The organism is Veillonella sp. (assembly GCF_019414865.1).
In the GTDB taxonomy this organism is placed as follows: domain Bacteria; phylum Bacillota; class Negativicutes; order Veillonellales; family Veillonellaceae; genus Veillonella.
Window position 1 is genome coordinate 1 of sequence record NZ_DXLG01000017.1, and the last position, 21,268, is coordinate 21,268.

The window sequence follows — 21,268 nt, forward strand, 5'->3', positions numbered from 1 at the left end:
GTTCCGGATATGACAGGCTATGATAATTATGTATATAATAATTTTTATAGTATTTGTGTATATGGTGATCGTATGAATCCACATAATCATGCAGTTTCACATGCAGGAAATTCTATGTCGAGACATACAGTGTTTGACGGTATCGATTTGATGTTCCTTGATGTGAAGCAAGAAACAATTCAATTTTATGCAAAATCACATACAAAGACGTTTGCCATAAATCATTGTGAAGAGGGGCGCATTGAGTGCAAGTTTACATCTGGTGATTATTTATATATGGGGCCCGGTGATATGTCCATAGGATGGCATATTCATGCTGATTATCAACATGAGAACTACTTCCCTACAAAGCTCTTTAAAGGGATTGTATTACTCGTAGATGTTGAAAAGGCTCAACCCGTATTAGATGCACTTGTGACTGAAGCGCGCATCGATTTGACTCAATTAGCAAATCGATTCTGTGAGCATTCTGACTTTGGTATGATGATGGAAGAGACGGAATCTGTTCGTCAGATTTTTTCTAGTTTATATAATGTGCCTGATCAAATCAAGGGGCACTATTTTAAATTAAAAGTTATTGAAATCTTCTTACTGTTATCTGTTATTTCTACAACTAATCATGAAAAGAGAAGCTCCTATCGTAAACAACAAGTAGATATTGTAAAAGCCGTTAATGAACATATATCTACACAGTTTATGAAACGGATAACCATAGATTCCTTGTCTGAGCAGTTTGATATTCCTACATCAACATTAAAGCGTTGTTTTAAAGGGGTATATGGTACGACAATCCATCAATATTTAAAGGAATGTCGTATTAATGCCGCTAAGCGCTTGCTTCAAGAGTCAGATCAATCTGTTTTAGAAATTGCTAATGCTGTAGGCTACGAGAATGGTAGTAAATTTACTAGTGCATTCAAAGAGTCCACAGGTGTAACGCCTAGTGCTTATCGTAAAGTATAAATACCTTAAGCCAAACTAAACCAAGGCATGCATTATAGTGTTAGTAATATTTAAAATATAAGTGTTTAAGGCTTAGAACGGGTAGGTTATAAAACTTAATATTGTCCGAAATGTATATTTTTGGTCTTTTCGGAGTAGATATGCAAGATACACTTTGCTAACATTAAAATATAAATGATATTCAATGTCATTATGTGTTGCTAAAGTGTATCTTTTTTTTATGGGTGTAAAAGATACAACATAATATATTTCATTAAATTTTAGGAGGGCACAATGAATAGGTGGGGACATGTAAAACGCAGCATTATTCTGTCCAGTGCAGTTGCCTTGTGGCTTAGTGCACCGCTTGTAGTGTGGGCGGGGAATGCGACTGTCACGACAGATGTTGTTCATGTCAAAGGTACATGGGCAGAAGAAGAAGCAAAATTGAACTCACAGCAAGTGCAAATCATTACCAAGAAAGATATTGAAAAGAAACAGGCGAAGTCCGTCGAAGATATTATATTTACTCAAACAGGTGTATCTAGAACCGTTGATGCTATGGGCCGTGTTGGTGTATCCATCCGTGGTGCCGAAGCGCGTCACACATTAATTCTTGTAGATGGTCAACCGGTACTCGGCGATTTTGATAAGTACTCTGGTGCAGCAGACGAAGTGCAACGGCTAGGTACAGAAAACGTTGAACGTATAGAAGTTATACAAGGTGCTGCCAGTGCTAAATACGGCTCTGATGCTATAGGTGGTGTAGTTAATATCATCACTAAAAAGGCACAAAAGAAACCATCTTTGCAATTAAATGCAGAAGGTATGCGTCGTAAGAGCGATGGCGATGCGTTCCCATACCAAAACTTTTTCATTCGTGCCGACTCTGGTCAAATGGGGAAATTAAAGGTCGGTTTATCTGGTAGTAAACGTGATCTTATGCCTGTTTTAGCATCCGTTAAACGTCGTGACTCAGGCATGGCTTTTGATTATGCTAAGCATAACTTCAAACCAAATGTACTTCGTTACTATGGTGATGCGGCAGATATTGGTCTTGTAGCAACTTATGATGCAAACGATAAAAATAAATTTGAAATGCGTCTCAACCGTTATACAGAAGATCTTGTACGCGATGTTAAACACTCTGACTCCGACTTAGAGCCACAACAACATTTCAAACGTACTGCGGACCGTAATACAGCAAACTTACAATGGTCCTCTCGAGCTGGTAAAAGCGACTGGACAGTTGAAACTAACTACTCCCGCATCAAAGAAAATGACGTAGCCCTCATTAGTTATACTGGTCGTTCAGCTTATGAAGGCTCCAATGAGTTACGCTATATCGATAATATCGATCACCGTCAATTAGACATTCGAGCTAATGCGAATACACAACTCAATAAAAATCACTTGCTTAGCTACGGCGTAAGCTATGCTCGCGAAGAAGGCTCTGGTAGCCGTTTGAAGAGCTCTCCTAATACAAGCACAATGTACATCGATCCATGGGACTATGATAAGAGCTTGCTTGTAGATAAACTAGACCGTCTTGTAAGACGTAAAGGTGATAATAGCATTAAAGTTTATTCTCATATCCACGACTACAAATTCATCAATTCCGGTGGTGGCATGCCGCAATGGGATATGGATTATGAATACTATGGTGCCGAAACAGATGCTCAAAAACCAGGTATTACATACGATGACTATATAAATTATGGTTTATCTGAAAGCCGATTAAGTGATTGGTCTAGTACATCCCCTAATAATCAACCTGTAACGGATGAGTTTAAAGCTCGTTATAAAGCTTTGGAAGATCGTTTAAAAGCAGAAAATCCCGTATTATCTGCTACACGTGCCAATATCGTAGGTGACTACTTTAAATATGGCGAGTCTAACGATCCAGAAATGCGTAAAAAAGCACCTAAGCTAAATGGTAAAGCCTTCTTAGAAGAATATCGTAGCCGTGATCAACGCTTAACAACTGGTAGTGGTACGATTCGCAAGTTAAATGCTTATGTTTCTGATACCTGGCAGGTGAATAAGAATTTAACCTTATCTCCAATTCTTCGTTTTGATAATAGTAGTCTATTTGGTTCCAATTTGTCTGCGTCCTTGGGGATGACCTATAACGTAAATGGTAATACACACCGTAGATTTAAAGCCAATGTAGGTACTGGTTATACAGAGCCTGGTATGGGTGAATTGTGGTATAACTGGGAAATGTACGCTTCTAACCCTGTAGGGATTGGTGTAGCGAAACTCGGTTGGTACTGGGCTGGTAATCCTAATTTAAAACCTGAAAAATCTGTCAACTTTGATATGAGCTTGGAAGGTGAAAATAAAAATACTTATGCGCGCGTAGGTGTATTCCACAACCGCATCAAGAACTATATGTCTGTATACTTCACAGGGGACTTCATGGACTTTGCACCATACCTCAAAGGCGATGCGAAGTACCAACGGGCACCAGATATGATTTACAGCTTTAAAAATATTGGTAAAGCAGAAATCACAGGTGTTCAAGCGGAAGTACAACAAAAGTTCGGCAAATATTGGTCTGGTAAGTTAGGTTATACATACTTACATGCCATCAACAAGAGCGATCCAAGTATGCCTCGTCAGTTGCTTGATAAACCTATGCACAAAGTTGACATCGGCATTACTTATGACAATCCTAAATCCGGTTGGAATGGATCCATTTGGGGTGATTACTATATCAACATGCTTGATAGTAATACCCTTAACAATGGCGGTAACTACTGGCCAGATATCTTGTCCGGTGATGCAGGTGTTTATAATAAGCAAACCTATGAAAAGAAAACATTTGGCATTTGGAACGTAATGGTTCAAAAACGATTTAATAAAAATGCCATGATGTACTTTGGTATCAACAATATCTTTAACCATCGCGATGATGACCGTGCTACACAAGAACGGGTATACCGCATGGGCGTTAACCTTAAATTCGGTGGTGGCGACAGCAGCAAAACTACAGCGATCGGCAAATCTAAGGATGGCACAACTGTTAATGCAGTAGGCTCCAATACACCTAATGGCGCTAATGGCGAAGTAGTAAATGCAGAATCTGGTGTACAAAATGTAGCTGATGTAGTTCGTTTAACTGACTTTATTCGTTCTGATTTTGATACCACAAAAGAACGTGGTGTTACATTAGTTGGCGACTACAGAGCGCGTTGGATGGCGCATGATGGTTCTAACAGACCGCAATCTCCATTTAGAGAGAACTCTGCTATTGGTTCTGCGAAAGCGAATATGTACGATGCTAATCGTCATAGCTTTGAACAACGCTTACGCCTTGGCTTCGATGCACGTCTTAATGAGTTTACAAACCTCAAAGTTATCGGTAGTGCGACTGGCATGAGTGGTGTAGATACAATCTGGACTCAATCTGATTCTAAAGGCTTTAACCATCAACGACTCGATACAGTAGATCTCACGAGACGCGTTAAAAAATGGGACGTATCTGTGGGCCGCTTAACAGAGCCTATGGGGGCGAGTGGCTATTGGTTCGGTCAATCTTATGACGGTGTTCGTGCCGTTTGGAATGGCCATGACTCTCAAGTTCGTATCGGTGTTGGTACTTTCAAACATAGTACAGGTATCACTGATTCTGCCTATACTCACGCAGTACATGAAGTTATCTACAGACCGCCAACAGCGGCTGAGTTAATCGGTATTAATCGCGATGAGTTCCCATACGATATTGAAAGTGCTACTAAAACCGGTTCTGATGGTGAGAAAAAATCTAGTGAAGATACAGCTGCACCAGATAGCCCTAATGGTATTTATGATTCTACTTATAAAGGTAAGACAGATAGCATTTACTTCTATCAACAACTGAAAGAATTGCAAGCTGAATATGAAGCTTATAAAGAAACCTTGGATTTAAGATGGAGTAATCCAAATCGCGATCAAGAGCTTGAAAAGGCAAATGCTAAGCTTGTGGAAACACAACAAAAACAAGCTCAAGTGATGAGCCGCTTACAAGATATTCTTGCTAAGGCATACCCTACAGATATGGCTGAGAAGAAATTCTCCCTCGATATACCATCTGGTGGTTATGCAATGTATGAAATCACTAATAAGAATACAGGGGAAAAACTCTATAAGACCGGGGACATTATGTATAATGTGAACTCTTCTTTATACCCTGAATACTTAAAAGAAAAGGCTAAAGGTCTTATCGTATCTGCTGATAATAAAGATGCTTTAGTAAATCCTAAAGCCTATGTTGAAAAACATGGTGACGAGATTAATCAATCCGTAGCAGAAATTGCTAAATATAATGCTACAGATAACTGGAGCAACTATAACAATAGTGAGCTTGATGTGGTTTGGGTTAAACAGCCAGATGGCACATTCAAACAATCTTATGATTACTATGGACAACCAGCTAGTGATTATGAGTTCACTGGTTACTTAGGTGCTAAAACATATAAATACGATAGTGGTAGTTATGTATTTAGTGATTATGATGCTAAAGATGCAATTTACAAAAAGAACTTTACAATGTCCTCTAATGACTGGGGTGAAGGTAGTTCTTACTATGGTTGGGGCATGCCAAATGCATTGTTCAACTATATGTATAATCTTGAAAAGGTTGTACATGATGCAGAGTCTGAAAACAAATTACCACGTGAAGCGATTGGTAAGATCATTGGTAACTTGATTCGTACAGAAGGGGTAGTTCTTGAAAAAGATACTGTACCAGCTATTGATAAAGCTGCCTTTGTTCAATACAAGAAACAAATAGGCTCTCGTCTTGGGTTACAAGCGTGGTATTTACGCTCCTTTGGCGGTAAAACGCATACATACCTAAATGCAAATGGCAACGGTAATGATGAATATAGCTTCTCCAATGTAGCTCATGTATTCGGTATCGGTGCTAAATATCAGTTAGGTGCTAATGCATCTGTTACCGTTGATTACGGTCAAAACCGTTCCAACTTGGGTCGTTATTTAAATGGTAACACTGTATACCAACACGAACGTGGCACAGCCGACTTTGCTCTTAAAGGTCATCAAATGGGTGGTACACCACACTTCTGGATGGCTCGTCTAGATATTGGTCGTGCCGACCTAGATATTCCTAAATCTTGGAATGCGTTCATCGATTACAAATACTTTGAACATGGCTCCTTCTTCGGTGGTAATGGTAGTGGTGCAGTTCCGGATCGTTATCTCGACGGTATTCGCAGCTTTACATTCGGTGCTGGCTATGTGCCTCGCAAGGATTTACTCCTTGAAGCATTCTACACATTTGATGCGAAAGGTACTAATAAACGAGATACGTTATATGGTAGTGAAAGCTTTAAGTTAGGCGATTATACAAGAATTCAAGGGACCTACAGGTTCTAATGTTCAGTCTGTAAACAGGCAGAAAGGTTACTAATATGGAAAACTTAAATTATGTCATTCACTTGTTTCATAGCGGCGGATATGTAATGTATCCATTATTACTCTTGTCTTTCATGGTTATCGCTATCGCTGCAGAACGAGCTTTCTACTATCACAAATATGCCGGTAAAACTTTCGTTGTTACCCATGCAGTCAATGAACTAGCAAAATTACAAAACTGGGCAGAAATTGATAAAGTAATCAAAGAAAACCCATCTATTGCGAGCCGTATTGCAGAAGCAGGTTTACATAATGCTTCTAGCGAGGAAGCTATGAAAACAGCCTTTGCTGACCAAATGGGCGTAGACGCAGTAGGCTTCCGTAAATATATGGACTATCTCAGTGCTACCGTTACAATCTCTCCATTATTGGGCCTATTAGGTACAGTAACAGGTATGATTGGTTCTTTCAGTATCCTCGACTCCGGTGCGGGCGCATCTGCTATTACTGGTGGTGTTGGTGAAGCCCTCATCGCTACAGCATCTGGTTTGTGCGTAGCCATCATGGCCTTTATTGTATATACAGTATTCAGTCATCGTTTGGATTCTATCATTAACCAAATTGAAAATATGTGTGTTAGCATTGTTAGCGCTAAGCGAGAAGGGTGGAAATGATTATGAACTTACAAAGCTTTCGTATGAAAACAAAGCCTGAATTCATGATTATCCCAATGATTGATATTATCTTCTTCTTGTTGGTATTCTTCATGATGAATAGCTTACAAACAGTGGCTCAAAAAGCATTATCTGTACAATTACCACAAGCTACTAGTGCATCTGCACCGGCTCAGTTACCAGTTGTATTTACACTTGATGCGGAAGGGCATATTACAATTGATAACAATCCAATGAGTATTGATCAAGCAGAAGCTATGATTAAACAACGGATTCAAGAAAATCCTAACGCTAGTGTTATCTTACAAGCCGACAAACGTGCAGCTCATGGTCAAGTAGTAGCGATTATGGATATGCTAAAGCAATCTGGTGTTAAACGCTTGGCTATTGCAGCTGAACAGAAAGGATAACTATGGGACTAGGCATATCATGGAAAAAAGCAGCCATTATATCCGCCGTAGTTCATCTTATTGCTCTATTTATTGCCGTAATCTTTTTCGTAGTGGTTCCAGCAATTCAAGACATGGAAACTTATGAAATCGACCTCACACAAAGTGTGCTCGATGATGGCGGCAGTGGTCATGCCGGCGGTGGTGGCGGAAACAGGTCAGACCTATTCCCTAAACCATTATCGGCTGATGAAGTAGCGGCAAGAACAAAGGCTGTTGTAGCAAATGTTGATCCATCTACTGCAAGAGATATTCCTGATGCAGTAGATGTACCCCCGAAAGGCGGCGAACATAAAGGTAATACCTCTGGTGATAATTCCACAGGTGGTTCCGGCCCCGGACATGGTGGCGGCTCTGGCGGTGGAAACGGTACAGGTGATGGCACTGGCAATGGTGATGGCCAAGGTCAGGGGAATGGTAAGGGTGACGGCACTGGTAAAGGTGACGGTCATGGTACGGTGAAAGCTGCATTTGATGTAGAAGGATTCCGTGCAAGAGTGCAAGACAATGCACAAATGCCTTCCATGGCTTTAAAAAGAAAATTACAAGGCGATGTGACTGTACAAGTAACACTTGATACAAATGGTAGTCTTATTGGACAAAGTATCATATATTCTACAAATGAAATATTCAATGATGCAGCAATGTCTGCCGTAGTGGCCGCAACACCATATAAAAATCCAACAGGCGAAGATATCGATATCAAGGTACCAGTTGAGTTTAGAGGTCACGAATCCTCTGATGATGAGGAAGAATAAAAGTATCTATGTAATAGATCTATTTTAGTAATATACTCATCCAAGAATTAAAGGAGCTAATTATGAAATCAATTATTTTATATTCTTCCCTCACGGGAAATACAAAAAGCGTAGCGGAAGCAATGGCTTCCGTTATGCCTGAAGGTACGCCTTGCGTTCCTGTAAAAGAGGCGCCTGAGAATTTAGCTGATTATGACACTGTTTTCGTAGGTTTCTGGGTAGACCGCGGTACAGCAAATAAAGAGGCTGCAAAATTGATTGAAACCCTAACAAATCCTAATATCGTATTCTTTGCCACATTAGGTATGTATGCAGATTCTGATCATGCTCGTGAAAGTATTGAAAAAGCATCTGAATTACTACAAAATAAGGAATCCCTTGTAGATGGCTTCGTATGCCAAGGTAAAATTGATCCAAAAGTCATCGAAATGATGTATAAAATGTTCCCACCTGGATCTGCTCATGGTCAAAGCCCTGAACGCGATGCCTTACATAAAGCGGCTGAAACGCATCCAGACGAACAAGACTTTGCAAATGCAAAAGAATTTACGAAATCTGTACTTGCAAAGTTGCAAGCCTAAACTGAAAGGGGATTGGAGTATGAGTTTAGCAAGTTTCTTTGAATCCATTCCGGAGAAACAACGCAATCTACAATTAGGTTTAGAATGCGATAATCCGATGAGTGGTGCATTCCCTCATAAACGGGTTGTTCATGCAGGGCTAAATGGCACCTTAGTTTCGCCAAAGGAAACACAAGCCGTTTGGGATACCTTAATGAATGGCACACCGAAAAAGGGTGAAATGCAATGCGCCTATATTCACATTCCGTTTTGTAAGACTAAATGCACATATTGTGGCTTCTTCCAAAACGGTACGAGTCAAAACGTAGAGGACCAATATATTGATGGTCTTGTTAGCGAGTTAAAACTAGCTAGTGAGCGTCCAAGATTAAAAGATGGATTAATCCACGCCCTATTTATTGGCGGTGGTACACCAACATCGTTATCTCCAGCAAACTCTGAACGATTGCTAAAAGCAATTAAAGAATATTTGCCACTAGCTAACGATTATGAGCTTACCTTAGAAGGCCGTATTCACGATTTGATTCCTGAAAATCTCGATGTTTGGATGGCAAACGGCGTAAACCGCATGTCTATTGGTGTACAATCTTTCAACACAGAAGTTCGTCAAATGGTAAGCCGTCTAGATACGAAAGAAACCGTATTAGAACGGCTGGCTGCGTTGAAAGCCTATGGTCAATGTTCTGTTGTTATCGACTTAATCTATGGTTTGCCTGGTCAAACTATGGAGGTTTGGGAACAAGATCTAGCTGATTTAGTAATCTCTGGCGTAGATGGTGCTGACCTATATCAATTGAACGTATTTGATGGCAGTGATCTTAATAAAGATATTGCAAACGGTAAGGTGCCAGCTGCTGCGACGACAGCTATGCAAGGGGATATGTTCAAATTCGGTCGTAAGTACCTTAATGAGCGTTCCTATCGCCGATTGAGTGCTGCTCACTGGAGTGCTAATAATCGTGAACGTAGCTTGTATAATATCTTGGCTAAAGCGGGCGTGCCTATGTTCCCATTTGGTAGCGGTGCCGGTGGTAATGTGGATGGGTACGGCATGATGTTACATCGTGCATTAAAGCCATACGAAGATATGGTTATTCGCGGTGAAAAACCATTCATGGCTCTTATGAAACAAAGTGAGTTACAACCCGTCGTAAATCAAGTGGTAAGCCAACTTGAACAAGGGTTCCTCAATATTATGAGTTTGGTAACACTAGAGCCAAGACTAGAAGAATTAAACTGGCTCTATAAATTATGGGAAGAACGTGGTCTTGTAGCTTACAATGGGTTACTTTATAAATTGACTGCAGCTGGTGAATTCTGGACGGTAAATCTTACACAAAGTACCTTGGAGGCTGTGGAGTATATCATGACTGGTAAAAACTCCTTCGCTATGGAAGCGGTGGCCGCCCAAGATACGAAAACAACATCTAAAGATAATCCTAACCAAGAGGTACGTGGTATTGGTCAAGGTAAAGCTAATATTTCCGTACCAACAGATGAAGATTCCGAAGCACAACGCAAGGAAGCCCTTATAGCTAAGGCAAAAGCAGAAATTGCGAAAAGCGGTGCATCTGGTGAGTCAGCAGAGCGAATGGTACAGGCTATGTACAATTTGAGTGCTGATGAAATTGAATATATGATGGAGCGTATGATGTCTTAACCTGTTATAGTACACCTTATATCTAACAACCTTTCTCACACACAACATATACTAAATAAGACAAACTACGTGACATACAGTACACTTTGTACTACAAAGTAAACCCCAGACCATGGTCTGGGGTTTACTTTTTATAAGGTGAAAGGTATTCTGTAACTATAAGAAGTAATATTGTTGTATGAATAGTTATGTTTTCGGAGTTAGGAGATTAGTATGAGTACATTTCCTCAAAAACATATAGATATTGTTGGCATAGGTGCCAGTACATTAGATCGATTTATCGTCGTCGATCATTATCCTACAGGCCGTGAGGTACAACAAGTCGTATCGTCTACTACAGATGGTGGTGGGCCAGTGGCTACAGCACTAGCGGTGGCAGGAAAATATGGTGCCCGTACCGCTATGATTGATAGCATTGGTGATGACATGGTAGGTCGTCATATATTAGATGACTTTGAAAAATACAATGTTAATACAGAGGCAATTCAAGTTGAACGCGGTGCTAAGAGCGGTGTGGCAACAATCCTCGTAAAACAGAGTACTGGTGAGCGTGCTGTATTTTTTGAACGGTCTACTGCAACTGAGCCTGAGTTTTTAGATACCCATAAGCAGCTGATAGGATCTGCCTATATTCTGCATATCAATGGTAGACATCGCCAACTCATGCGCTCTGTTATGGCCGTTGCAAAAGAGGTAGGCACTATTATTTCTTTAGATGGTGGTGCTCAGCGTTACGATGAAGACATGAAGCCTATTACTGAAGCCAGTCACATCGTTATCGTAGCTCGTGATTATGCTGAAAAATATACGGGCACAACTAATCTAAAAGAGGCTTGTCGTATCATTCATGAACGAGGTGCATGTATTGCAGGTGTTACGGATGGTGCAAATGGTAGTTATTTTGTATGGCCTGATGGAACATTTTATCGATGTGAACCATTTACTCAATCTACCGTAGTAGATACAACGGGGGCTGGGGATAGCTTTCATGGTGCTTTTCTAGCTAATTTAGTACATACAATTAATCATATGAAGGGGCAAGACACAACTTCGACGACTAAGCATGACCGTGCATCTATACATGCTGTAGAGTTGCTCAAAGCTTGTGCACATTCCGATTTAGAGAAGGCCGCTATTTTTGCATCTGCGGTAGCTTCTTTAAATACACAAGGCATAGGCGGGCGCAGCCCACTACCAACGTTAAAGTCAGTGCAGGAACTAATAGGATAGGACCATAGTTATGTGGAAAAATACTTCAAAAAATCAAGTTCAGCAATATATGCAACAAAATCCTTATCGCCTATTAGCCCTTAGCTTTTTGGCTACCATGACTATAGGGACGATATTACTCATGTTGCCCATATCACATGCTCAAGGCCATAGTACAACGCTTGTAGATGCAGCTTTTACCGCAGTATCTTGTGTTTCTGTAACAGGATTGTCAACAGTAGATACCTACCATCATTGGTCCCTGTTTGGCAAAATCGTCATGGTAATCCTTATCCAATTAGGTGGTTTAGGGATTGTTTCTTTTACCACTATTATTGCTCTAGTATTAGGGCGACGGGTAGGTCTGAAAAATCGCGTGCTTTTGTCAGAAGATGTAGGGCAAGATGGCATGAAAGGGCTTCTACATATTACGAAGAAGCTAACCATTTATACCTTTTGTGTCGAAATAATTGGGGGTATTATCTATACTATTCAGCTATATCCCTATATTGGTGATGCTGCTTTATATACGGGGATTATGCAATCTATTTCCAGCTTTTGTAATGCAGGATTTATATTCTTTGATAATGATCTACCTTATGCTATGGTGGGCGATGTATTATTTAATATGAATACAATGGCCCTTATTGTAATAGGTGGTTTTGGGTATCTCGCAACTTTTGATATTTGGTCGCATCGCAAGCTACGACGATTTGTAGATTTAAAACTACATACAAAAATAATGTTAGTTGGTACAACGGCGCTCATCCTTTTAGGAACTATTATTTTCTTGGGGGTTGAGTGGGCGAATCCCAAAACGTTTGGCCCTTTACCTATATGGAACAAGGTCATGGCATCTCTGTTTCAATCGATTACACCTCGTACAGCGGGGATTGCAACTGTAGATTATAATGATTTACATCCAATTACACTGTTTATTACTATCATTTTTATGTTTATTGGGGCAGGTCCTAACTCTACAGGGGGCGGTGTTAAGATTAGTACTATTGCCGTCGCTTTTCTAGCAGCGCGTACATTATTTAATAACCGTCCTGATACAGAGGTTTTTGAACGTCGTATTTCGTTGATTACTGTACTTAAGGCAAATGGGATAATCTTTTTATCTATCCTTTTTGTTTTATTTGCTACTTGTTATTTGGCTTGGGATGAGCCATATGACTTTATTCGACTACTTTTTGAGGTAACTTCTGCCTTTGGGACCGTAGGTCTTACAACGGGTATTACACCTAATTTATCTGAAAGTAGTAAATGGGTGTTGATGCTTGTTATGTTTACAGGTCGTGTAGGGGTTATGACTGTTATTGGTACTTGGGCGCTAAGAACGGCACCGACTAAACCAATTAGCTATGCAGAAGAGCGTGTATTGTTATAAAAATAGATTAGATTGAATATAAAAGAGGTCATATATGAAACATAAAACGATAGCAGTAATAGGTCTTGGTCAATTTGGTGGCACTGTTGCCAAGATGTTAGCTTCCATGGAGCATGAGGTATTAGGTGTAGATATTGATCCAGAAGTTGTACAGAAAATTTCGCCATTTATAACACATGCTATAGTTGCAGATACAACTGATGAAGAGGCAATCAAAGAATTGGCCCTAAGCCAGTTTGATATGGTTATTGTGGCTATAGGTGGAAATCTTCAAGCTAATTTAATGACAGCTATGCTTCTTAAAGAATTAAATGCACCTAAAATTGTGGCCAAGGCTGAAAATAATATACAAGGCAAAATGCTTCATAAAATAGGTGTAGATCAAGTGATTTACCCTGAATACGATATGGCATTACGCCTTGTACAGTTTTTAACTAGAGACCATGTGATGGATTATTTACAACTATCTAAAAATATTAGTCTCATAGAAATTAAGGTGCCAACATTCTTGGTAGGATCTAATTTAAAGGATTCTAATTTGCGTGAGAAATATAATCTTAATGCAGTAGGCATAAGACGCGGTGAAGATTTAGAAGTTCCACCAAACCCAATTACCATTCTCGGTGAAGATGATAAATTATTAGTAATTGGGAATAATTCTGATTTAGATGCATTAACGGTGTAGTAAGTATACGAAAGAGATATAATTATATCGAAAAAATGTGATACAATAAAAATAGAATTCAGTATAGGCCATACGTATTCGTATGGCCTTTTTAAATAGAAATGAAGGTTAGTATGACAGAAGAACAATACATAACGGCGCTGACCAATAACCCCCATGGAATTCGGAATATTCCAAACCCTACAGAAGCAATGCAACTTACCTGCGTAGCTCAAAATGGCATGTTGTTGCAATACATTAAAGAACCTACCGAAAAGGTTATTGAAACGGCGCTTTCACAATCACCACGAGCCATACAATTCGTGGAACATCCTACAGAAGAACTATTACAGGCCTTGGTGAAAAAAGATTGGGCTGTTTTAGAATATATCGATACCCCATCTGATGCAGTTGTTCAATGTGCACTCGATCAATCTGGCTGGGCTATTCGCTATATTGCAAATCCATCTGAAGCACTGCAGTTAGAAGCTGTAAAGTCTAACTATGATGCTTTGCAATATATTAAGGCACCTAGTGAAGCCGTACAATTGCAAGCGGTTAAAGAGAACTACTTGGCATTACGTTATATTGATGAGCCTAGCGTAGCCGTATTAGAAGCAGCAGTTAAACAAGATTCTCAAGCGATGCGGCAAATTACAAAGCTTACAAAGGACTTGGCATTGCACCTATTTGGTGTAAGTGCTGCCACACTAGGGTATATACCAAATGATTTAGGGGTCACTGTGGACGAAATTAAATCGATCATCATTAGCGCCATCTCTAGTGATACAGCTGATGAAGACTATATTCGTGAATTGATTAACAACCAAGCTATCGGTGGTCGCCAATCTAAATGGCATATCGACCTATTGTCACTTATAGACGCTTATGGAACTAGGGCTGTTAAGAAAATTGCAGTCAGTGAATATTTGAAGTATTAGAAATGGAGATACAATGAACTTTATAGATACAATGGCAAGTGTAGAATTAGTGCTTGCTGCTAATCAAGTGCCTTTGCTCGTTGGTGAAACGGGCATTGGTAAAACATCTCTTGCGGCACGCGTAGCTACTGTGCATGACTGGGAATTGGTAACCATTGATGGAAATCTTTTAAAAGAAGGTGAAATTGGTGGTTTGCCAACTGTAGAATCTGTAACACATACAGATGGTCGTGGTAACACACATTCTGTAAAGACTACAGTGTATGCTGTACATCATACGTTGGAGCATGTGGCTCAAGCTGTGGATAAAGGTCGTCAAGTATTATTATTTATCGATGAAATTAACCGTGCTGAACATGCAGTACAACAGGAGTTAATGAATCTTATCTTGAATCGTGAAATCAATGGCTTCTCTTTAAGTGATCAAGTGCGTATCATCGCCGCTATGAACCCTGAGGATTCTTTTGACTACCAAACTATCGACATGGACCCGGCGCAACAAAATCGTTTTGTATGGCTTTATATGAATGCTGATTATATGCAATGGATTGACTGGGCTATAAGTGCTGGTATTGAGGAAAAAGTTATCGAATTCATTTCTTCCTATCCAGAGTATTTAAATCAACGACATGAAGATGATATTGATGCGACACCACGCTCCTTTGAACGCGTATCTGGCCTGTATACGATTTATAAAAACCAAGAAGGTTCAGCCTATAGTCGCGATGTATTTATGAATGTTATCCGCGGTAACGTAGGTAAACTCATTGCTGAGGCGTTTGTTAACTTTATCGAGTCAGACCAAGAACCACTTATTACCTTTGATGATGTATTAGGGGCGGTTCAAAAGCCAGGGGCCATTATGTCTATGGCTGAACAGGTTAAAGGTGAAAGCCCAACTCGTCTATATGTAGCGGCTAAAAATATGTTGCATCGTTTAAATCGCAATAGTAATGCTGAAGAAGTTCATCACTTCATTGAATTCCTTACATTGTATCCAGGTGATCTACGCGTAGCAGTTATGAAAGATTTACGAAACACTTATGAGCGGGTATACGCCTATGCGATTGAAGATGACTTGTTCATCGATACCTTCTTTGAAGCACAAAAATAGTTCTGCTCCATAGTTAACTAAATGAAGCTGTCTATATGGATAAAGAAATTTAGCGAATGATTGGGGATACAATAACCAATATATAAAATATGATATACATAAAATCTGATGTTAAACGAAAAAGGAGGTGGAATGATGCAACGAAATTTAGATAAAGATGATATTCGCGACGCCTCTGATTTACTCACTCATATAGATGGGTGGGAGAAAACAGGTTCCTATGATGAGAAGGCCATCGAGGCTCTCGATCGTTGGCATGCAAAACGGGAGCGTATTCATCGTGAAGCAGAGGCCTTGTACACGCAAATCTATGCTGCCTACGAAGCCTATGTAGATAGTTATGAAGAACAACATCATAGCATGGAACCAGAACGCATAGCGGCGGACTTGATGAACCATAATATGTCTGATAGTCATATAGGGACCATAGGACGTGCCTTAGATGAGATACAAATTGAAGGCACTGATTTTGCGATAATGCAACAAGCCGTTATGACACCTGCCTTTGAGCAACGATTATGGAATATTTTGCATGATGTAAATAGCTTACTCCTTGAAGAGGACCAATTCTTTGGTTACTTCTATTTGCAAATGGCTCATCGTATTCGTTTTGATATGACCAGTGCCTTCGGTATTAACTTAAAACAAGGTGGCTATGTATTATATGTAAATCCGTTTATCTTACTACGCCAGCCACCAGATGTTATGAAGGATGGCATTAAGCGTGAAATTCTTCATATCATTTCTGCACATTTGATGCGCGTAAAAACATTGAGTCAAAGCTTTAATAAAACGGCTGTACATATGGCGATGGATATGGTTGTAAATGACTACTTAGAACATGTTGATCGTGATGCGGTTACTGTAGCCAATGTAAATGAACGTTTTGGATTGATGCTCAAAAGATTCCGTACCATTGAGTATTACGCCAAGGCCATCGATAAGGCGATGAAGGAAAAGCCTGAACTATTTGTACCCTTAGATAATTCTGATACAGCTGTAGCTATGGAGTTTGACCCTCAAACTAGCCATGATATTTGGGATGAATCTGATTCCATTGATACGGATACGATGGACCAAATTACGGAGCGCTATATCAACGAAGCCTCAAAAGGTGATATGGAAGGGTATGTGAAGAGTCTCATCGATACCTTCCAAAAGACACGTCGTGCTCTTCCGTGGTATTTCTACCTTAAAAAGCTCATGGGCAAGGTAGTAAGTGGGTACAAAAAAACGACGATGCGTCGCAATCGTCGTCAACCTGAGCGCTTGGAGTTGTCTGGTACCTTGCGTCAACATAAGGCTAATGTATGGGTTGCTCTCGATATGAGTGGTAGTATTACTGATGCAGAGTTTACGAACGCCTTAGAACAAGTACTGCAAATTGTACATGCCTATAACCATCGCATCACCGTTGTAGAATGTGATAATGAGGTGCGCCGTACGTATACGATGGAATCAGTAAAAGATGTAAAGCCTCGCCTTGATGTGCGCGGTGCAACAGCTTTCTCGCCAGTATTTTCTTTAGCCAATCAAAACCGTGTGGATTTATTGGTTTACTTCACGGATGGCAAAGGCGAGGAACGATTACGAGAGGCTCCGAAAGGGTATAAGGTTTTATGGGTTCTTACAGGAGAAAAGCCTCAACTATCTCTTCATAATCCGTATGGCATGGTTCGTGAACTAGGTTATGTGGGTGTAGATGAAACACAAGATATAGATGAATTTGTACGTATGTCTAGTCGTAGTGGCTTTTCTATGGCTAACCAAGAGGTTTAGGCTGCTTTATAAAGGTGAGCAGTGATATATTTTGGTTTAACTTAGAGAAGCGTTTATAAAAGCATATAAAAATGACGCAATTCCTTAGAATTGCGTCATTTCTACGTAGATGTTATTTTTTATTTTAGTTATTGAGCTCGATAGAGGAACCTGGATCGATAATGAGGGCTGTTTGATTATATTTGCCTTCAACTAAGCTTGTAAATACACCTGGTTCACGGTCGATAACAGGCCATGTTTTGTAGTGAATTGGAATGGAGATACGCGCTTTTACATAAGAAGCAGCAAGAGCTGCATCTTCAACGCCCATCGTGAAGTTATCACCGATAGGAAGTAAAGCGTAGTCAATATCGCCAAAGCGATTCAACAATTTCATATCGCTAAAGAGTGCTGTATCACCTGCGAAGTATACAATATCTCCGTAGAAGTCTACGATACAACCTGCTGCATGACCACCAGGGATACCAGCACCATGGAAGGCTGGTACTATGCGAACAGAACCGAATTCAAAGTCAAATTTACCGCCTAAATGCATAGCGTGTGTACGACAACCAGCAGCTGCTGCTTTACCAGCTACCTCTGCAGTAGAGATAACGAGCGCATCATTTGCTTTAGCAATGAAATCTGTATCGCCATAGTGGTCATCGTGACCATGGCTGACAAAGATATATTGGCATTTGATATCTTCTTTTTTTGCGATATCCCATGTATTACCTGTTAAGAATGGGTCGAAAATCATGGACACATCACCGCGAGTGAGCATAAAGCAAGCATGACCGAAATAAGTTAGTTTTGTTTTCATAGGAACACTTCCTTCCTTATACATATAAATCTTAATTCTATTGTATAATATAACTAATGAAAATAAAACTATTGATGATAATTTATGCATAATTAGTAAGGATATAGTATGGATTTAACACATTTTGACCAAGATGGTAATGCTTGGATGGTGGACGTATCCGATAAGGATATCACATCCCGCACAGCCATCGCAGAAGGATTCATAGCAATCAATGATGCAATTTATGAGCGCATTGCTGCAGGTACTATAAAAAAGGGCGATGTCCTTAGTGTTGCGCAACTAGCTGCTATTATGGGAGCTAAGCAAACGAGCAATCTCATTCCTCTTTGTCATCCATTAGCACTCACAAAGGTTGAGGTTCACTGCTCTTTAGTAGATGGTGAAAGCCCTGCTTGCACTGATGAAAATCATAACAAGGCCGTTAAGGTACGTGCCATCGTTAAGACTACTGGAAAAACGGGCGTTGAAATGGAGGCCCTTACAGCTGTACAAGTGGGATTGCTCACCGTATACGATATGTGTAAGGCCATTGATAAAGGCATGATTATGGGCCCTACATACCTCGTAGAAAAAGAAGGCGGGAAAAGTGGACATTTTGTGCGTTCCTTTGTAGAATAATATAGATATAAAGAATAGGGGAACGAAAATGGAAATAGTACTTTATGAGCCAGAAATCCCTGGCAATACAGGAAATATAGCGCGTTTATGCGCAGCTAATCACATGACCCTACATCTTATCAAACCACTTGGTTTTTCTATCGACGATAAGCACGTGAAACGAGCTGGTCTCGATTATTGGCATTTGGTAGATGTACAGGTACATGAAAATATTCAAGAGTTGTATGCGAAATATCCTGATCGCAGATATTTCTACGCTACTACAAAAGCAAAGCATACCCACTCTGAGGTAAAGTATGAAATCGGGGATATGCTCGTATTTGGCCCTGAATCAAGAGGCTTGCCTGAAAGTTTATTAGAAGGTGTTGAAGAAACATGTATTCGCATACCAATGGTAGATGAGGCGCGTTCTTTAAACTTATCTAATGCAGTAGCCATTATTGCCTATGAAGCTATGCGCCAACTTGATTATCCAGATCTTAAAGCCGAAGGCAACTGGATTCAACCTAAATAAATATACTTTCACCATTGAGAGATATACAATAAATATGTGTTAGAAATCCTACCCAATCTACATGATAGGTAGTATTTTGACAGGTGTTGTTAGAGGAGGATATTATGAACTACGATAAAGCTCATGATTTAGCTCACGCTATGAGTGAATCCGAAGAGTACAAAGAGTTAATGGCAGCTCAAGAAGCTTTGAAAGCTGACGCAGTAGCAGCGGCGTTGGTACGCACATTTATGGCACAACAAATGCAATGGGAATACGCAAAGTTGTCTGGTGCACCAGAAGCTGATGAATTGCAAAAGAAACAAGAGGAATTGATGCCTCAAATTCAAGAAAATGCTGCAGCGGCTGCTTATTTACAAGCACAAATGCGTTGGAGCCAAATCTCTAATGATATTTATAAAATCATTAGCGAACCAATCACTGAGGGGATGAAAGTGTTAGATCATGGCGAACAACAACAACCAAAACATTAAGGACTTAAAAGAAGCCTTATTAGAGAAATTACCTAGTACACGTGTACGAGAACAGGAACTGCTTTGTCATCATACGACATTTAAAATTGGTGGTCCTGCTGATTTATTTATTGAACCTACAACGATGGATGAGTTGAGCTTTACGCTACGCAAGATTCACGAATTACAAGTGCCTGTAACTATTATTGGTTGCGGCTCCAATATTTTGGTGAAAGATGGTGGTATTCGCGGTGCTGTCGTATCGGTTCGACATATGACACAAATCATGGATTGCAATGATAATGTATTATGCATTGGTTCTGGTTATATGTTAAAAGATGCTTCTGAATTTGCTTGGGAAAACGGACTATCTGGCCTTGAATTTGCCATTGGTATTCCAGGTACACTTGGTGGTGCTGTATTTATGAATGCAGGTGCTTATGACGGGGAAATGAGCCATGTGGTCACTTCAGTACTAGCTGTAGACTTCGAGGGCAATATTAAGGAGTACGATGCATCTCACTTAGATTTTGGATATCGTCATAGCGTATTCCACGATAATCATGAGGTTATTGGGGAGGTTATTATGACGTTACAACCTGGTGATAAGGATGCTATTAAGGCTCGCATGGATGAGCTCACAGAAAAGCGTGAATCTAAACAACCTTTAGAGTATGCTAGCGCGGGTTCAACCTTTAAGCGCCCACCAGGGTATTTTGCAGGTACTTTGATTGAACAAACAGGTCTTAAAGGATTATCTGTTGGTGATGCACAAGTATCTCATAAGCATGCTGGCTTTGTTATCAACACTGGTAATGCTAAAGCTAAAGATGTACTTGATCTTATTAAAGAGGTACAAAAACGCGTATATGATCAACATGGTGTACATCTGGAGCCAGAAGTACGTATGATTGGTGAAGATTAATACAAACTAAATATTAATACAAGATTTCTTATGTATCATTACTTTTTCGGGAGAATGGACTCATAAGAAATCTTTTTTTATAGTCTGTAAAAGAGTATGATAACTATATAGTTAATCAATGTTTAGGAGGCGATGATATGAATACTTTATTGGCACGAGAGATTCATGATAAAGCGCTAGCATGTGGCTATGATAGTTGTGGTATAGTGCCTCTTGATGCACTTGATTTTTATAAAGATCGGTTGACGAAGCGTTTAGAAGATGTACCTGAAAGTGAAGATGTATATGCTCATAGTAAAGACTTTCTAGCATTAAAAGATAATTATCCTTGGGCACAATCTATAGTAGTTTGTACCGAGTATTTTGGAAATTATAAGTTTCCTGTTTCGCTGCAGAAGCGATATGCAAAAGGATTACTATTATCTCTGT

The 21,268-nt window shown here is 39.8% G+C and carries 18 protein-coding genes and 1 pseudogene; 18 read left to right on the forward strand and 1 reads right to left on the reverse strand.

Annotated features, from left to right (window positions below; translation table 11 throughout):
• Positions 1-72 precede the first annotated feature (72 nt).
• The 13 genes from QZ334_RS01950 to QZ334_RS02010 all read left to right on the forward strand — a co-directional run bounded on the left by QZ334_RS01950 (position 73) and on the right by QZ334_RS02010 (position 17,525).
• Positions 73-963, forward strand: coding sequence for an AraC family transcriptional regulator (locus QZ334_RS01950; protein ID WP_323758617.1), 891 nt, complete (start codon positions 73-75; stop codon positions 961-963).
• 273 nt (positions 964-1,236) lie between these two features.
• Positions 1,237-6,324: a TonB-dependent receptor domain-containing protein gene (locus tag QZ334_RS01955; protein ID WP_295231501.1), complete on the forward strand. Its 5,088-nt coding sequence runs from the start codon at positions 1,237-1,239 to the stop codon at positions 6,322-6,324.
• Positions 6,325-6,359: 35 nt separating this feature from the next.
• A complete protein-coding gene (locus QZ334_RS01960) occupies positions 6,360-6,977 on the forward strand; it encodes a MotA/TolQ/ExbB proton channel family protein (RefSeq protein WP_227721226.1) in 618 nt (205 codons plus the stop codon).
• Positions 6,978-6,979: 2 nt separating this feature from the next.
• Positions 6,980-7,387: an ExbD/TolR family protein gene (locus QZ334_RS01965; RefSeq protein ID WP_039969325.1), complete on the forward strand. Its 408-nt coding sequence runs from the start codon at positions 6,980-6,982 to the stop codon at positions 7,385-7,387.
• A gap of 2 nt (positions 7,388-7,389) precedes the next feature.
• Positions 7,390-8,184: an energy transducer TonB family protein gene (locus QZ334_RS01970; RefSeq protein ID WP_295231502.1), complete on the forward strand. Its 795-nt coding sequence runs from the start codon at positions 7,390-7,392 to the stop codon at positions 8,182-8,184.
• A 62-nt stretch (positions 8,185-8,246) separates the two neighbouring features.
• Entirely contained in the window at positions 8,247-8,765 is a 519-nt protein-coding gene (locus QZ334_RS01975; protein ID WP_009351304.1) for a flavodoxin family protein, read from the forward strand.
• Between the two features lie 19 nt (positions 8,766-8,784).
• A complete protein-coding gene (gene hutW / locus QZ334_RS01980) occupies positions 8,785-10,425 on the forward strand; it encodes a heme anaerobic degradation radical SAM methyltransferase ChuW/HutW (protein WP_295231507.1) in 1,641 nt (546 codons plus the stop codon).
• Positions 10,426-10,638: 213 nt separating this feature from the next.
• On the forward strand, positions 10,639-11,655 hold the full coding sequence (locus tag QZ334_RS01985) for a carbohydrate kinase family protein (RefSeq protein ID WP_295231509.1): 1,017 nt from the start codon (positions 10,639-10,641) through the stop codon (positions 11,653-11,655).
• A 10-nt stretch (positions 11,656-11,665) separates the two neighbouring features.
• Positions 11,666-13,027, forward strand: a complete 1,362-nt coding sequence (locus QZ334_RS01990) for a TrkH family potassium uptake protein (RefSeq protein ID WP_295231511.1) — start codon at positions 11,666-11,668, stop codon at positions 13,025-13,027.
• A gap of 34 nt (positions 13,028-13,061) precedes the next feature.
• Positions 13,062-13,712: a potassium channel family protein gene (locus QZ334_RS01995; RefSeq protein ID WP_005385754.1), complete on the forward strand. Its 651-nt coding sequence runs from the start codon at positions 13,062-13,064 to the stop codon at positions 13,710-13,712.
• Between the two features lie 113 nt (positions 13,713-13,825).
• Entirely contained in the window at positions 13,826-14,632 is an 807-nt protein-coding gene (locus QZ334_RS02000) for a hypothetical protein (protein ID WP_295231514.1), read from the forward strand.
• A 13-nt stretch (positions 14,633-14,645) separates the two neighbouring features.
• The gene (locus tag QZ334_RS02005) at positions 14,646-15,746 is read left to right on the forward strand and encodes an AAA family ATPase (protein ID WP_024065598.1); all 1,101 of its coding nucleotides are present in this window, start codon (positions 14,646-14,648) and stop codon (positions 15,744-15,746) included.
• Positions 15,747-15,881: 135 nt separating this feature from the next.
• A complete protein-coding gene (locus QZ334_RS02010) occupies positions 15,882-17,525 on the forward strand; it encodes a VWA-like domain-containing protein (RefSeq protein WP_323758618.1) in 1,644 nt (547 codons plus the stop codon).
• A 124-nt stretch (positions 17,526-17,649) separates the two neighbouring features.
• Here the strand turns inward: QZ334_RS02010 and QZ334_RS02015 are convergent, their stop codons facing one another.
• The gene (locus QZ334_RS02015; RefSeq protein WP_060924061.1) at positions 17,650-18,327 is read right to left on the reverse strand and encodes a metal-dependent hydrolase; all 678 of its coding nucleotides are present in this window, start codon (positions 18,325-18,327) and stop codon (positions 17,650-17,652) included.
• 108 nt (positions 18,328-18,435) lie between these two features.
• Here QZ334_RS02015 and moaC point away from each other — a divergent pair, with 108 nt between their 5' ends.
• From moaC to QZ334_RS02040, 5 genes and pseudogenes are all read left to right on the forward strand, one after another.
• A complete protein-coding gene (gene moaC / locus QZ334_RS02020) occupies positions 18,436-18,948 on the forward strand; it encodes a cyclic pyranopterin monophosphate synthase MoaC (RefSeq protein ID WP_024064775.1) in 513 nt (170 codons plus the stop codon).
• 28 nt (positions 18,949-18,976) lie between these two features.
• Entirely contained in the window at positions 18,977-19,462 is a 486-nt protein-coding gene (gene trmL / locus QZ334_RS02025) for a tRNA (uridine(34)/cytosine(34)/5-carboxymethylaminomethyluridine(34)-2'-O)-methyltransferase TrmL (protein ID WP_005385766.1), read from the forward strand.
• Between the two features lie 104 nt (positions 19,463-19,566).
• Entirely contained in the window at positions 19,567-19,935 is a 369-nt protein-coding gene (locus tag QZ334_RS02030) for a YlbF family regulator (RefSeq protein WP_295231520.1), read from the forward strand.
• On the forward strand, positions 19,907-20,839 hold the full coding sequence (murB, locus tag QZ334_RS02035) for a UDP-N-acetylmuramate dehydrogenase (RefSeq protein ID WP_105086446.1): 933 nt from the start codon (positions 19,907-19,909) through the stop codon (positions 20,837-20,839). Before QZ334_RS02030 ends, murB begins: the two co-directional genes overlap by 29 nt.
• Before the next feature lie 137 nt (positions 20,840-20,976).
• Positions 20,977-21,268, forward strand: a pseudogene (locus QZ334_RS02040) (epoxyqueuosine reductase); the annotation flags it as partial.

Coding starts and splice junctions, on each gene's coding strand:
- QZ334_RS01950 (WP_323758617.1), top strand. CDS start 73: ATGAATCCACATAATCATGCAGTTTCACATGCAGGAAATTCTATGTCG.
- QZ334_RS01955 (WP_295231501.1), top strand. CDS start 1,237: ATGAATAGGTGGGGACATGTAAAACGCAGCATTATTCTGTCCAGTGCA.
- QZ334_RS01960 (WP_227721226.1), top strand. CDS start 6,360: ATGGAAAACTTAAATTATGTCATTCACTTGTTTCATAGCGGCGGATAT.
- QZ334_RS01965 (WP_039969325.1), top strand. CDS start 6,980: ATGAACTTACAAAGCTTTCGTATGAAAACAAAGCCTGAATTCATGATT.
- QZ334_RS01970 (WP_295231502.1), top strand. CDS start 7,390: ATGGGACTAGGCATATCATGGAAAAAAGCAGCCATTATATCCGCCGTA.
- QZ334_RS01975 (WP_009351304.1), top strand. CDS start 8,247: ATGAAATCAATTATTTTATATTCTTCCCTCACGGGAAATACAAAAAGC.
- hutW (WP_295231507.1), top strand. CDS start 8,785: ATGAGTTTAGCAAGTTTCTTTGAATCCATTCCGGAGAAACAACGCAAT.
- QZ334_RS01985 (WP_295231509.1), top strand. CDS start 10,639: ATGAGTACATTTCCTCAAAAACATATAGATATTGTTGGCATAGGTGCC.
- QZ334_RS01990 (WP_295231511.1), top strand. CDS start 11,666: ATGTGGAAAAATACTTCAAAAAATCAAGTTCAGCAATATATGCAACAA.
- QZ334_RS01995 (WP_005385754.1), top strand. CDS start 13,062: ATGAAACATAAAACGATAGCAGTAATAGGTCTTGGTCAATTTGGTGGC.
- QZ334_RS02000 (WP_295231514.1), top strand. CDS start 13,826: ATGACAGAAGAACAATACATAACGGCGCTGACCAATAACCCCCATGGA.
- QZ334_RS02005 (WP_024065598.1), top strand. CDS start 14,646: ATGAACTTTATAGATACAATGGCAAGTGTAGAATTAGTGCTTGCTGCT.
- QZ334_RS02010 (WP_323758618.1), top strand. CDS start 15,882: ATGCAACGAAATTTAGATAAAGATGATATTCGCGACGCCTCTGATTTA.
- QZ334_RS02015 (WP_060924061.1), bottom strand. CDS start 18,327: ATGAAAACAAAACTAACTTATTTCGGTCATGCTTGCTTTATGCTCACT.
- moaC (WP_024064775.1), top strand. CDS start 18,436: ATGGATTTAACACATTTTGACCAAGATGGTAATGCTTGGATGGTGGAC.
- trmL (WP_005385766.1), top strand. CDS start 18,977: ATGGAAATAGTACTTTATGAGCCAGAAATCCCTGGCAATACAGGAAAT.
- QZ334_RS02030 (WP_295231520.1), top strand. CDS start 19,567: ATGAACTACGATAAAGCTCATGATTTAGCTCACGCTATGAGTGAATCC.
- murB (WP_105086446.1), top strand. CDS start 19,907: ATGGCGAACAACAACAACCAAAACATTAAGGACTTAAAAGAAGCCTTA.